The sequence below is a fragment of the Streptomyces sp. NPDC086519 genome (genome assembly GCF_040686075.1).
Classification (GTDB): Bacteria; Actinomycetota; Actinomycetes; order Streptomycetales; family Streptomycetaceae; genus Streptomyces; species Streptomyces shenzhenensis.
Map to the genome: position 1 here is coordinate 1 of NZ_JBFBJL010000126.1, position 13,240 is coordinate 13,240.

The 13,240-nt window shown below is 73.1% G+C and carries 12 protein-coding genes and 1 pseudogene; 8 read left to right on the forward strand and 5 right to left on the reverse strand.

Going from position 1 to position 13,240, the window contains the following annotated elements; translation table 11 throughout:
- Positions 1-139: 139 nt before the first annotated feature.
- Together AB0P24_RS46965 and AB0P24_RS46970 are read right to left on the reverse strand one after the other, a co-directional pair.
- Positions 140-1,342 (reverse strand): MDMPI N domain containing protein, encoded by a 1,203-nt coding sequence (locus tag AB0P24_RS46965; RefSeq protein WP_365805496.1) that lies wholly within the window; start codon positions 1,340-1,342, stop codon positions 140-142.
- Positions 1,343-1,395: 53 nt separating this feature from the next.
- Entirely contained in the window at positions 1,396-1,977 is a 582-nt protein-coding gene (locus AB0P24_RS46970) for a sigma-70 family RNA polymerase sigma factor (RefSeq protein ID WP_365805480.1), read from the reverse strand.
- A gap of 398 nt (positions 1,978-2,375) precedes the next feature.
- Here AB0P24_RS46970 and AB0P24_RS46975 point away from each other — a divergent pair, with 398 nt between their 5' ends.
- A complete protein-coding gene (locus AB0P24_RS46975) occupies positions 2,376-2,750 on the forward strand; it encodes an STAS domain-containing protein (RefSeq protein ID WP_365805482.1) in 375 nt (124 codons plus the stop codon).
- A gap of 174 nt (positions 2,751-2,924) precedes the next feature.
- Entirely contained in the window at positions 2,925-3,437 is a 513-nt protein-coding gene (locus AB0P24_RS46980; protein ID WP_365805484.1) for an EF-hand domain-containing protein, read from the forward strand.
- Here the strand turns inward: AB0P24_RS46980 and AB0P24_RS46985 are convergent.
- A complete protein-coding gene (locus tag AB0P24_RS46985; protein WP_365805486.1) occupies positions 3,421-4,995 on the reverse strand; it encodes an AMP-binding protein in 1,575 nt (524 codons plus the stop codon). The genes AB0P24_RS46980 and AB0P24_RS46985 overlap by 17 nt on opposite strands.
- Positions 4,996-5,149: 154 nt before the next feature.
- Between AB0P24_RS46985 and AB0P24_RS46990 the strand changes: the two genes are divergently transcribed.
- From AB0P24_RS46990 to AB0P24_RS47000, 3 genes are all read left to right on the forward strand, one after another.
- On the forward strand, positions 5,150-6,280 hold the full coding sequence (locus AB0P24_RS46990) for an acyl-CoA dehydrogenase (protein ID WP_365805498.1): 1,131 nt from the start codon (positions 5,150-5,152) through the stop codon (positions 6,278-6,280).
- A gap of 6 nt (positions 6,281-6,286) precedes the next feature.
- Positions 6,287-7,159, forward strand: a complete 873-nt coding sequence (locus tag AB0P24_RS46995; RefSeq protein WP_365805488.1) for an acyl-CoA dehydrogenase family protein — start codon at positions 6,287-6,289, stop codon at positions 7,157-7,159.
- A gap of 553 nt (positions 7,160-7,712) precedes the next feature.
- Positions 7,713-8,189: an ATP-binding protein gene (locus AB0P24_RS47000; protein ID WP_365805500.1), complete on the forward strand. Its 477-nt coding sequence runs from the start codon at positions 7,713-7,715 to the stop codon at positions 8,187-8,189.
- 347 nt (positions 8,190-8,536) lie between these two features.
- Here the strand turns inward: AB0P24_RS47000 and AB0P24_RS47005 are convergent, their stop codons facing one another.
- Positions 8,537-9,472: a cyclase family protein gene (locus AB0P24_RS47005; RefSeq protein WP_365805490.1), complete on the reverse strand. Its 936-nt coding sequence runs from the start codon at positions 9,470-9,472 to the stop codon at positions 8,537-8,539.
- 86 nt (positions 9,473-9,558) lie between these two features.
- Between AB0P24_RS47005 and AB0P24_RS47010 the strand changes: the two genes are divergently transcribed.
- From AB0P24_RS47010 to AB0P24_RS47020, 3 genes are all read left to right on the forward strand, one after another.
- On the forward strand, positions 9,559-10,473 hold the full coding sequence (locus AB0P24_RS47010; RefSeq protein ID WP_365805492.1) for an SDR family NAD(P)-dependent oxidoreductase: 915 nt from the start codon (positions 9,559-9,561) through the stop codon (positions 10,471-10,473).
- Positions 10,474-10,907: 434 nt separating this feature from the next.
- Positions 10,908-12,062, forward strand: a complete 1,155-nt coding sequence (locus tag AB0P24_RS47015) for an acyl-CoA dehydrogenase family protein (protein WP_365805494.1) — start codon at positions 10,908-10,910, stop codon at positions 12,060-12,062.
- Positions 12,062-13,114, forward strand: a complete 1,053-nt coding sequence (locus tag AB0P24_RS47020; RefSeq protein WP_365805502.1) for a Zn-dependent alcohol dehydrogenase — start codon at positions 12,062-12,064, stop codon at positions 13,112-13,114. Before AB0P24_RS47015 ends, AB0P24_RS47020 begins: the two co-directional genes overlap by 1 nt.
- Here the strand turns inward: AB0P24_RS47020 and AB0P24_RS47025 are convergent.
- Positions 13,101-13,240, reverse strand: a pseudogene (locus AB0P24_RS47025) (AraC family transcriptional regulator); the annotation flags it as partial. The gene AB0P24_RS47020 and the pseudogene AB0P24_RS47025 sit on opposite strands and share 14 nt — an antisense overlap.

A 13,240-nucleotide genomic window follows, 5' to 3' on the forward strand; every position in this document is an offset into this window, starting at 1 on the left:
CGCGCAGTTCCCCGCGCCCCCAAAGACCAAAAGCGGGGCGCAGCCCCGTCTTTTCAGGGGCGCGGGGAACTGCGCGACCAGCCACGAGCTGCCCGCACCCGCCGTACGACGGAACCCCCCACCCCGTGGGCGAACGCCCCTACATGCGGCTCAGGCTCGCGGCGGCGAACAGTACGTCCCTGATCGCCGCCGGATCCCCCAACTGCCCCGCGGCGGCCTCCTCCGGAGGGACATGCCCCGCGGCCAGCCGGCAGAACTCCACGTCGTCCAGCGCCACGTGCGCCACCTCGAACTCCGCGGAGCCCACCGCTCCGGGCGAGTCCAGCGGGATCAGCCACTCGCCGCCGCCGTTGCCCTCGATCTCCAGCCGCAGACTGCGGCCGGGCCGTCCCGCAGGGACCAGGTGGGGAGCCTGGCCGGGCGCCGCCAGCCCCGCCCGCCGGCGCTCCGCCAGCACGACGGGCAGCATCCGGGCCGCGAGGTCGATCATTCTGCGCAGGTGTCTGGGGGCCGGTGGCTCGTAGGGATAGTCCACGGCCTCCGCGATGTCCTCCGCGTGCACCCAGCACTCGAAGGCGCGGTCCAGCATCGCGTCGTGCAGGGGCAGTTCGAAGTCGTCGTACGACACCCCGAGCCGCCCGGCGGCGCCGCCCGTGAAGGAGACGGTCTGCACGAGCCGGTGGCTCTGTTCCCGCCAGGGCACCCGTACCGCACGCGTCGGCGGGAAGTGCGAGGCCTGCCAGAACGCCTCGGTGCGGGCGGCCGGGCCCTGTGCCCGGTTCTCCCCGAGCGGGTCGTCGAGGCCCAGTGCCGTCGCCACCAGGCCGTCGACGGACAGCAGATGCGCGATCACCCCGGCGACCGTCGTACGGCGGCTCGCCGCCGCCTCGCCGTCGAACCAGCGCAGCCGCACCGGCGCGTGCCACTCCGCGTCGCCGATGTCCTGGAGCAGGGCGTCCAGGCGGGCCGTCTCCGCGTCGTAGGGCGCCGCCCACGCGGGGATCGGGATCCTGGCCGGCCGCCGGTCCAGGCAGGCCTCCAGGACGCGGGTGCGCAGGCCGGGGTCGAGGTCCAGGCTCTCCGGCTGGTGCAGCAGGCCGACCGCCTCGCGCAGCCGCCGTGCCTCGTCCGCGCAGGCCCCGCAGTCCCCGAGGTGGACCTCGACGGCGAGCGACTCCGCCGTCGAGCACGCCGCCAGCGCCCATGCCCCGAGCAGCGATTTCAGGACGTCGTGCGACAACTCCGGCGCCGCGGGCAGCGGCTGTCCGCCGTCCTCGACGGACGTCCGGGGCAGCGGTATGCGCGGCGGCCGGCCGTAGTCGGCGCCGCCGCCCGGCGGCACGGCACCGGTCCCGTCCCCGGCGCCGTCGTGCGCCTCGGAGAACTCGGAGCCGGTCACAGCCCGCCTCCGGGTCCGGGCGGCGTCCCGGCGTCGTGCGCGGTGGACAGCAGTTGCAGGCCCAGGCGCAGCCGACGGCGGGCCTCGTCCTCGGTGACGCCGAGGTCCACCGCGGTCTGCCGGTAGTCGCGACGCTGGACGTAGGCCAGGTCCAGGGCGGCGCGCAGCGGGGCCGGCATGGAGTGCACGATGTAGTCCGCGCGGGCGGCGACGGAGGCCCGCCGCACCTTGCGCTCCAGCTCCTCGGCGGCCTGCGGGGAGCCGCTGTCGCCCGGAGCGAGCGCGGCGGTCTCGGTGGCCCTGAGACGCTGCACGGCGAGCCGGTGGGCGAGCGCGGCGAGCCACGAGCGCAACGGCCCCTGCCGGGGGTCGTAGGCGTCGGGATGCTCCCAGACCTGGGCGAAGACCTCGCGGGTTATGCCGTCGGCGGCCCGCTCGTCGCCGAGGACGCGATGCGCGAGCCCGTGCACGAGCGAGGCGAAGCGGTCGTACAGCTCACCGAGGGCGGCCGCCTCGCCGCGAGCGAGCCGCTGCTGCATCTTGCGGTCCCAGCGGGGCGGTACGTCCTTCTTCGCCATGCGGCCCCCTCCCCCTGCCCGTGTCCCTGCCCGTGTCCGTGTCCGTGTCCGTGCCCAGCGTGTCTTCACCGTCTCCTCGAATGTAGTCGGCACGTCCGGCGGCGCACGCCCCTTTATTGCAATGCGCGCCCCCTGGCGGACCGCGGGTGGTAGTGGGCGTTCCGGTTGCCGCTCCGCCGCTCCGCTGTCCCTCTGCTCTCCCGGTCGGGTCCGGCCGACACCTTTTGCTTCTGATCGAACAGGATCGGTAGTGACCGAAACAACTCCCTCCCTGATCGATGCTCGTTTGTCATCCGGGGTTTCGGGGAACGGCCGCTGGGCAGCCGCGCGACAACAAGCGTAGGAACTGGCTCCGTTTCCGGGCGGTTCCGGAGATCCGGCGAGCGGAGGGCTGAGCCGTGGCTTTCAAGGTGACCGGCGTCGAGCAGGGCGAGTGGGTCGTGCTCGGGGTGTCGGGCGAACTGGACCTGGTGACCTCACCGGTGCTGCGCCAGCGGGTGCACGACGTGGTCGCCGACGGGTACCACAGCGTGGTCCTCGACCTCTCCGGCGTCTTCTTCTGCGACTCCAGCGGGGTCGGCGTCCTCATCGCCGCCCGCCGCCTGATCCGCTCCTGCCGGGGCCGGCTGCGGCTGATACTGCCCGCCCAGGGCGCGAGTGACGGTTCTCACGTCAACCGGGTGCTCGGCGCCCTCGGCGTACGGCGGCTGTTCGACGTGTACGCCGACATCGACAGCGCGACCACCGACGAGGAGGACCCGCTGTCCGCGTAGCCGGGGCAGCGGGCCGCGCGACGCCCTAGCTGATGATCACGACAGTGCCACGTTGTTGTCGCGGAATTCCCCCGGTCTTGGCACAAGCGTCGTTTTCCCGCGCCCCGGGCGTCGCCGCGTCGTACGCTCCCTGCGAGATGAACCCCCACGTCACGTAAGGCGGCCCGAACAGACATGGTCAGCACCGAGTACGAGCGACGGATCGCCGCCCGGTTCGCAACCTTCGACCAGGACGGCAACGGCTTGATCGACCGCGAGGACTTCAACGCGGCGGCCAAGGCGCTGCTCGCCGAGTTCGGCGTCGCCGCCCGCTCCGACAAGGGCCAGGCCCTGTACGCCGGTGCCGAGGCCTTCTGGCAGGGCATGGCCGGCATGGCGGACCGGGACGGCGACCAGCGCATCACCCGCCAGGAGTTCGTGAGCGGCGCGGTCAAGCGGCTGCATGACAACCCCGAGCGGTTCGGCGAGATCGCCCGCCCCTTCCTGCACGCGGCCCTCGCCCTCGCGGACACCGAGGGCGACGGCACGGCGACCGTCGACGACACCGCGCGCGTGCTGCGCGTCCTCGGGGTCGCGCCGGAGCTCGCGCGGGCGATCTCCGCGGGCCTCGACACCGACGGCGACGGCAAGGTCGCGGAGGCCGAGATCGTCCCGGCGTTCGCCCGCTACTTCACGATCCCGGAGTAGGGCTCCGCACAGCGGGACTCCCTGCCGCGGGACTCCCTGCCGCGGGACTCCCCGAGAAGCGCTCGCGCAGCTTGTACTTGAGCACCTTGCGCAGCGTCTCGTTGCGCGGCAGGGCGTCCACCACCTCCAGCCGCTCCGGCAGCTTGTGCACCGACAGCCCTTCCGCGCGCAGGTACGACACCACCTCCGGCAGTGTCAGCACGGCGGCCCCCGGCGGCTGTTCGACCACCGCGCAGACCAGCTCCCCGCGCTCCGCGTCCGGCAGCCCGACCACCGCCGCGTCGGCCACCGCCGGATGCGCGGCGAGCAGGTCCTCGATCTCCTTCGCCGAGATGTTCTCGCCCTTGCGGATGATCACGTCCTTGAGCCGCCCGGTGAGGACGAGATGCCCGGTCGCGGTCACCCGGCCCAGGTCGCCGGTGCGCAGGAAGCCGTCCTCGTCGAAGGCCGCGGCGGACTGCGCCGGGTCCAGGTACCCCTGGCACACCGCCTCCCCGCGCAGCCGCACCTCGCCGTCGTCCGCGATCCGTATCTCCATCCCCGCCGGCGGCCGCCCCTCGGTCGTCGCCAGGTTCTCCGCGGTGTCGTCCGGCGCCCCCATCGTGATCATCGGCACCTCGGTCATGCCGTACCCGTGCGTCAGCTGCACCCCCATCTCGCGCACCACCGCGTGGTACACCTCCGGCGGCTTGGGTGCCCCGCCGCCGGCCAGCAGCCGCAGCGAGGGAATGACCGGCACCCCCGGCTGCTTGCGCTGCTCGGCCAGGAACATCGAGTAGAACGCCGTCGACCCGCCCGCCACCGTCACCCCGTGCCTGCGGTACTCGGGCAGCGCGTCCGGCAGCGCGAACTGCTCGAACATCACCGCCGGGAACCCGTACAGCAGCAGCATCACGGTGTAGTCGGGGCCCGCGATGTGCGCGTACGGGAACGCCATCGAGCCCACGTCGTCCGCGGTGAGCCGCAGCGCGTGCGCCAGACACGAACCGCCCGCGATGAGCGAGCGGTCCGTGTGGAGAACGCCCTTGGGGTCGGAGGTGGTTCCCGAGGTCCAGTAGATCCACCGGACGGAGGTGCCCTCGGCGGGCGGGGCGGGCAGCGCGGCCGGATCGCCGTCGGGCAGCTCGTCGTACGCCTCGAAGATCCCCTTCGCGCCCAGCCGCCGCGCCATCCCGGTGTGGTCGAAGCCGCGCCACACGCCCGGTACGGCGAAGAACTCGGCCCTGGACTCGCGCAGCGCGAAGCCGACCTCGCGGTCCCGGTAGAAGGGGATGACGGGCGACTGGACGGCGCCCAGCCGGGCCAGTGCGAAGGACAGCACGGCCGTCTCGATCCGGGTGGGGAGCTGCCAGGCGACCACCGTGCCGGGGCGGACGCCCATGCCGTACAGCCCGGCCGCGACGCGTTCGGCACGCGCGCGCAGCCCGCCGAAGGTCAGGGTGCGGTCGCCCTGGAGGAACACCGGCCGGTCGGGGGTGAGTTCGGCGCGCCGGGCGACCAGGTCCCAGAGCGTCGGGGCGGTGCTGAGTCCGTGCGCGGTGGCGTTCGTGTCGTCCATGACCGGGCCCCCTGCTCGCTCCGTTAGCTGACGAGTCGTCAGATCGTAGGTCCTGGCGCCTTGCCGGTCCAGGGGTGCGGGGCTAGCCTGCGAGATCTGACGAACCATCAACTCCATGTCTGACGAACCATCAGCTCCGTGGGGGTGCCTGCCGGTGGACCTGTCGTACACGCCCGAGGAGGAGGACTTCCGGGCGCGGCTGCGGGAGTGGCTCGCCAAGGTGCTGCCCGGCCTCCCGCCCAAGCCGAGGCCCGAGGACTGGCCCGGCCGCCGCGCCTACGACCTCGGCTGGCAGCGCACGCTGTACGACGCCGGGTACGCCGACGTCCACTGGGACGCCTCCCCGACCACCCGGCTGATCTTCCTCGAGGAGACCGAGCGGGCCGGCGCGCCCTATGTGGGCGCCAACTTCGTGGGCCTGCTGCACGCGGGCCCCACCATCGCCGCCGAGGGCACCGAGGCGCAGCGGGCCCGTTGGCTGGCGCCGATCCTGCGCGGCGACGAGGTGTGGTGCCAGGGGTTCAGCGAACCGGACGCCGGCTCCGACCTGGCCGCGCTGCGCACGCGCGCGTGGCGCGACGGTGACGACTACGTGGTGAGCGGATCCAAGATCTGGACCTCGCACGCGGAGGTCGCCGACTGGTGCGAGCTGCTGGTGCGCACGGACCCCGAGGCGCCCAGGCACCGGGGCATCACCTGGCTGGCCATGCCCATGGACGCGCCGGGCATCACCGTACGGCCACTGCGCACGCTCGCCGGATCCGCCGAATTCGCCGAGGTGTTCCTCGACGAGGTGCGGGTGCCCGCGGCCAACCGGGTGGGCGCCGAGAACGACGGCTGGCGCGTCACCATGGTGACCCTCTCCTTCGAACGCGGCACCGCCTTCGTCGGCGAGGTGGTCGCCTGCCGCCGGGTGCTCGGCGAACTCGCGCGCGTGGCGCGCGACAACGGCACCTGGGACGACCCGGAAGCGCGCCGCCGCCTCGGCCGCCTGAACGCCGAGTTCCGGGCGCTGTGGCGGCTCACCCAGTGGAACGTCAGCGAGGCGGAGGGCGGCCGCGTGCCCGGCGTCGGCGGCTCGGTCTTCAAGTTGTGCTACTCGCACGCGCGGCAGGAGCTGTACGACGCGGCGGCCGCCGTGCTCGGGCCGGACGCGCTCGACCTGGACCGGCCGTGGGTCCTCGACCGGCTCTCCTCGCTCTCCTACACCATCGCGGCCGGGACCTCGCAGATCCAGCGGAACATCGTGGCCGAGCGGATCCTCGGGCTGCCGAAGGGACGGTGAGCGGGCGTGCGCTTTCGACTGACCCGTGACCAGGAGGCGTTGCGGGAGGGCATGCGGGAGCTGCTCGGGCGCCGGTTCGACGACGCGGCGCTGCGGGCGGCGGCCGGCGCGCCGGCGCGTCTCGACCGGGGCCTGTGGCGGGAGCTGGGGGCCGCGGGGTTCTTCGCGCTGCGGCTCCCGGAGGCCGACGGCGGGGTCGGACTCGGGCTGCCGGAAGCCGTGTTGGTGTTCGAGGAGGCCGGGCGGGCGCTGCTGCCCGGCCCGCTGCTGGCCACCCACCTCGCCGCGGCCGAGGTGCCCGGCGCGGCCACGGGGGAGACGGTGGTGGCCCGGGTGGACGGCGGCCTGGCCGAGTGGCTGGCCGAGGCGGACGCGGTGACGGGCGACGCGTCGGGGGCCCTGCCGGTGCGCTCGGTGGACCCGTTGACGCCCCTGCACCGGGTCCCGGGGCCGGCTGCCGGGCCGGCCGACCCCGTCGCCGTGCTGCTGACCGCCGCCGAGCAGCTCGGCACGGCCACGCGCGCGTGCGAGCTGGCCGTGCAACACGCCCGCACGCGCGTGCAGTTCGGGCAGCCGATCGGGGCGTTCCAGGCGGTCAAGCACCTGTGCGCCGAGATGCTGGTGCGCGCCGAGACCGCGCGGGCGGCCGTCTACGCGGCCGCCGTGACCTCCGCGCCCGTGGACATCGCGGCGGCCCGGCTGCTCGCCGACGAGGCGGCGGTGCGCGGCGCCCGGGACTGTCTCCAGGTGCACGGCGGGATGGGCTTCACCTGGGAGTCCGAGGTGCATCTGCATCTGAAACGGGCATGGGTGCGGGCGCAGCGTGCCGGTGGGAACACGGAGAGTGAGGAAATGCTCGCCGCGGAGTTGCTCGGCTGAGCGTTCGAAACGGCTCTGGTCTGCGGGGGTGGGTTCGGGGCGGCCAGGATGTCGCGGATTGTGGCATGACGGGAATCACGGAGCGTTGATACCGGGTTGTGTCCAACGCGTGACTCGTCACGGCCCGGAGTCGGCGGTCCCCTCGGGTACCTTCTGTGGGATGCGAGTGGTTCCGAGGACGAGCCATGCCGGCGGTGCCGTCGAAGCGGCCCCGCCGCCGATGGTGCGCCCCGCCGCTCGCAGGGCGGTAAGGGCTTGCGCCCCCGCCTGTTCGACTCCCCGCCGCGAGCGTCGCACAGTATGCCGCAGGCGTACTCCTTCGCGCTGGAATATGCCCGAAGCGCTTGTTGGGGTGACTGTACGTCAACCATGCTGTCTCGTAAGGGAATCACGTTCCGTGACCCTTGCTCTGGCCGTTGTTCTGGCCATGCAGAAAATGGCTACGATCGTGGCCCTCGCCGTCCTCGTCGCCGCGGACCTCGCCGTGGCGCCGGCTCGGCGCGGGTTCATGTGTCCGCCGGTTCGGATGGTGTGAGCGGTGCAGGTGCTTCAAGTGCAGCTGGAGATCCGGCCCGACCCCGCGGAGGTGGGGCGGGCCAGGAGGTGGGCGCGCTCGCGCCTCGCCGGGTCCGGTATAGCGGCGGACGAACCGCTGGCCGAGACCCTGGTCCTGCTCGTCTCCGAACTGGTCACCAACGCGGTGGTGCACACCGGCTGTCCGGCCGTGCTGCGGCTCTCGCTGCCGGGCACGGACCGCTCGGGCGCCGGGGAGTCGGTCACGGTACGGCTGGAGGTCGCCGACGCCAGCGGCCGCGCGCCCGTGCCGCGGTGCGTCGACGGCGACGCCACCGGCGGCCGGGGCCTCGCCCTCGTCGACGGGCTCGCCGACCGCTGGGGCTGGAGTCCCGAAGGCGCCGGCAAGCGCATCTGGTGCGAACTCGACCGGCGGGCGCAGCCGCGGCAGGGCGCGGCGGTGGCGTACGGGCGCGGGTCGGCCTCGCACGAAGGGCTGGCATTCGAGGCGGTGTGATCCCCGCTGTGCGGCCATGCGCCCGGGATTGCATCCGTGCGCGCCCATGGCGAACCGGGGCATAAGCCGTAAAGCTTCGCGTGGGTGTTGACGCCATGTGACCGTGTCCTCACGCTTGAGATCTGCGATTCGCCGCGAGGGGACGACGAGGGACTTGGTGACGGGCGCCCTTGTCGAGTGTGGGTCGGGCCGGACGGCGGCGCGCGGGACCGGGCTCGGGGCGGGCCGGTGCGCGCAGCCGTTCGGATGCAGGGGGGAATGGGGGGAATGGGGGGAGGGTCGGTGTCGCGCCACCTCGGGCGTGACACCGGCTTTCAAGCGCGGCGTTCGCCGCGGCTCGGCGGCGCTCAGAGGACGGCCACGGGGGCGACCGGAGTGCCCGTCGCCCCGACGAACGGCTCGGGCATCGCCGACAGCAGGAACGCGTACCGGCCGGTTTCTCCACAGGCTGTGGACAACTCTTCGAGATTCCAGTTCTGCCCCTGGAGCATCCCCATCTCCACGAGATCCAGGGCGTGCACGGGCAGCCACAGGTCCGCGATCTCGGGCGGGAAGATCTCGAACGTGAGGGTGTCGTTCGCGACGGCGGCCACGTCGCGCGCGTGGAACCACTCCGGGGCGTGCACCGAGAGACCCGGCGACGGGTAGCCGTACCCGTGCTTGTCCCCGGCGAGGTACACCTGCACCTGCCCGGTCCGTACGAGGACGATGTCGCCGCTCCGGACGGTCGTCCCGGCGAACTCCTCGGCCGCGTCGAGGTCTTCCGGGGTGACCGCATGGCCGCCCTCCAGCCGGTCCACGCCACGCGCGCGTGCCACGTCCAGCAGCACCCCGCGCGAGACGATGTGCCGGGCCGTGGCGATCCCGCTGAACTCCGCACCGCCGTGCGCGGTCACCGTGTCCGCCGGGCGGCCGTTGTAGAGCTTCCCCGAGTGCGAGACATGGGTGAGCGCGTCCCAGTGGGTGCCGGCCTGTAGCCCCATGGTCACCGCGTCGTCGCTGCACGCGACGGTGCCCGGGCCGAAGAGCTCCTGGTTGATCTGCACCATGGCGTGCAGGGGGTTGACCCGCCCGGGGATCATCCCGGTCTGCACGCCGTCCTGCTGGAGGGGCAGGGCGAGCGGGACACGGCGGCCGGTCCGCACCGTCGCTGCTGCCTCCCGCACCACCTCGTCGGTGATCAGGTTCAGCGTGCCGATCTCGTCGTCGGCGCCCCAGCGCCCCCAGTTGTTGACGCGCTTGGCGATGTCGTGGAACGCGGGATGCAACGCCGGCAGTGACATCTGGGTCCTCCCCAGGCCTTGTGTCCGCACATCTGACGGGACATAAAATCTAACGGTCCGTCAGAAACCGCGGGAAGGGGCCGGGCGTGGGGAACTTCTTGGCAGGCAAGGTCGTCGCCGTGACGGGTGCGGGGCGCGGGATCGGACGGGCGGTGGCGCTGGCGGCGGCGGCCGACGGGGCGAAGGTCGTCGTCAACGACTACGGCGTCGCGGTCGACGGCGCCTCACCGACGAGCGAGGTCGCCGAGGCCGTCGTCAAGGAGATCGAGGCGGCGGGCGGGGACGCGGTCGCGGTGGCCGACGACATCTCCACGATGGCGGGCGGGCAGCGGGTCGTGGACGCGGCGCTGTCGTCGTACGGCCGGCTCGACGGGATCGTGTGCGTGGCGGGGATCCTGCGCGAGCGGATGCTGTTCAACATGACCGAGGAGGAGTGGGACCCGGTGGTCGCCACCCACCTCAAGGGAACGTTCACGGTGTTCCGGGCGGCGTCGGCGGTGATGCGCAGGCAACGCGCCGGCACCCTCATCGGCTTCACCAGCGGCAACCACCAGGGCTCGGTCTCGCAGGCCAACTACAGCGCGGCCAAGGGCGGGATCATCTCGCTGGTGCGGAGCGCCGCGCTGGGCCTGCACAAGTACGGGGTGACCGCGAACGCGGTGGCGCCGGTGGCCCGCACCCGGATGTCGGCGGGCGTGCCGACGGAGCTGACGGAGATCGGCGAGCCGGAGGACGTGGCCGCGTTCGTGGTCTACCTGCTCTCGGACGCGGCGCGGGACGCGGGGGTCACCGGGCAGGTCTACACGGTGGCCGGGCCGAAGATCGCGGTATGGGCCCAGCCGAGGGAGTTGCGGGCCGCGTACGCCGACGGGGGCTCCTGGACGCCGGAACGGATCGCGGAGGCGCTGCCGGGGAGCGTGGGGACGGATCCGATGCCGATGCTGGCGCGGCTGGCGGCGATGGAGGCGGCGGCGCGGGCGGGGGAGCGGCCGAACACGTGAGGGGGGTGGGCCGGGCGCCTACTCGCCGTCGCGGGCGGCGGGTTGTGCGCGGGTGCGGCGCCGTCGTGGCTGCTCGCGCAGTTCCCCGCGCCCCTGGGGGGTTGCACCTGGCGGTGTTTGTGGGTGCGGCGGCGTTGTGGTTGTTCGCGCAGTTCCCCGCGCCCCTGGGGGGTTGCACCTGGCGGTGTTTGTGGGTGCGGGTGCGTTGTGGTTGTTCGCGCGGTTCCTCGCGTTCCTGGGGGGTTGCACCTGGCGGTGTTTGTGGGGGCCCGGTCAGCTTGGTCGTTGTCGGTGCTGCTCCGGTCTTCGCGTTCTCCCCGCCCACTCCTCTGTCGGCCGCTCTTGTTCTCTCCGCCGCGATGGCGATCAGCCACGGCGGTGGTGTTCGGCGGTTTTCGTTCGGTCGTAGCCCCGAAGCGTCTTTGGAGGTCACCGTGGAGTTCGGCTTTGCGCCGGAGGACGAGGAGTTTCGACGGGAAGTGCGGGGGTGGCTCGCCGCGCACGTCGAGAGTGGTGTGGACCGGCGGAGTTGGGAGCGGACGCTCGGGGCCGACGGGTGGATCGGGCTCGGCTGGGCGGAGGGGGGGTACGGGAACCGGACGGCCACGCTCACGCAGCAGGTCGCCTGGGCCGAGGAGTACGCCCGGTCGGGAGCGCCGCCCCGCTCCGGGCACATCGGGGAGAACCTGCTGGCCCCGACGCTCCTCGCACACGGCAGCGGTGAGCAGAAGGCGCGTTTCCTGCCGCCCGTCGCCAGGGGCGAAGAGCTGTGGTGCCAGGGGTACAGCGAACCCGGCGCCGGATCGGACCTCGCGGGTGTGCGGACCGCGGCCGTACGGGAGGCGGACGGCTACCGCGTCGTCGGGCAGAAGATCTGGACCTCGCTCGCGCACGAGGCCGACTGGTGTTTCGTGCTCGCCCGCACCGAGCCCGGCTCGCGGCGCCATCACGGGCTGAGCTTCCTGCTCGTGCCCATGGACCAGCCGGGCCGCATCGAGGTCCGCCCCATCCGGCAGATGACCGGCACCAGCGATTTCAACGAGGTCTTCTTCGACGGGGCGCACGCGCGCGCGGAGCACGTGGTCGGCGGCGAGGGCAACGGCTGGCGCGTCGCCATGAGCCTGCTCGGCTTCGAGCGCGGGGTGTCCACGCTCGCCCAGCAGATCGGGTTCGCCGCGGAGTTGGGGCGGGTGGTGCGGGACGCCGTGGAGAACGGAGCCGTCGACGACCCCGTCGTGCGGGAGCGACTGGTGCGGCAGTGGGCCGAGTTGCGGGTGATGCGGTGGAACGCCCTGCGCACGCTCGGGAACTCCGCCGCCGAGCCCGGTGCGCCCAGTGTGGCCAAGCTGCTCTGGGGCGGCTGGCACCAGCGGCTCGGTGAGCTCTCCGTGCTGGTGCGGGGCGCGGCCGCGAGCGTCGGCCCGGCCGGCTGGTCGGCCGCCGAGCCGTACGAACTGGACACCGCCCAGCACCTGTTCCTCTTCTCCCGGGCCGACACCATCTACGGCGGCTCGGACCAGGTCCAGCGCACGATCATCGCCGAGCGCGTGCTCGGTCTGCCGAGGGAACCGAAGGGGGTCGAGTCGTGATGCGTGGGGTCGTGTTCGACGGCAAGCAGGTGCAGGTCGTCGACGATCTGGAGGTGCGGGAGCCGGGGCCGGGTGAGGTCCTGGTCGCGGTGTCGGCCGCCGGGCTCTGCCACAGCGATCTGTCGGTGGTGGACGGGACCATACCCTTCCCCGTTCCTGTGGTGCTCGGGCATGAGGGCGCGGGCGTGGTGGAGGCGGTCGGTGTGGGCGTCAGCCATGTGGCGCCGGGCGACCATGTCGCGCTCTCCACGCTCGCCAACTGCGGTGCCTGCGCCGACTGTGACCGGGGCCGGCCGACCATGTGCCGTAAAGCCATAGGACGGCCGCAGAAGCCGTTCACGCGCGGCGGCCGGGCCGTGTACCAGTTCGCGTGCAACTCCGCCTTCGCGGAACGGACGGTCGTCAAGGCCGTGCAGGCGGTACGGATCCCGAAGGACATCCCCCTGACGTCGGCGGCCCTGATCGGGTGCGGGGTGCTGACCGGGGTGGGCGCCGTACTGAACCGCGCCCGCGTCGACCGCGGTGACACCGTGCTGGTCATCGGCACCGGCGGGATCGGACTCAACGTCATCCAGGGGGCGCGGATCGCGGGCGCGCTGCGGATCGTGGCCGTGGACGCCAACCCGGCCAAGGAGGAGGTGGCCCGGCAGTTCGGCGCGACCGACTTCCTGACCTCCACGGAGGCCGTGAAGGACCTGCTGCCGACCGGGGTGGACCACGCCTTCGAGTGCGTCGGCCGGGTCGAACTGGTCCGGCAGGCCGTCGACCTCCTCGACCGGCACGGCCAGGCCGTCCTGCTCGGCATGCCCGCCGCCACCGCCGAGGCGTCCTTCGTCGTCGCCTCCATGTTCCTCGACAAGTCCATCCTGGGGTGCCGGTACGGCTCCGCCCGGCCGCAGCACGACATCGCGCTCTACGCCGGGCTGTACCGCCAAGGGAGCCTGCTGCTGGACGAGTTGGTCACCGAGACCTACCCGGTGGAGGACTTCGAGAAGGCGCGGGCGGACGCGGAGGCGGGGCGGGTGGCGCGGGGGGTGCTCACCTTCCGGTGACGCCGGGGCTGCCGGCGGCGTTCGTGCCGGTCCGGAAGGTACGGCGGTAGGCGGTCGGGGTGACGCCGAGCGCTGCCTGTAGGTGCTGGCGCATCGACTGGGCGGTGCCGAAGCCGGCGTCCCGGG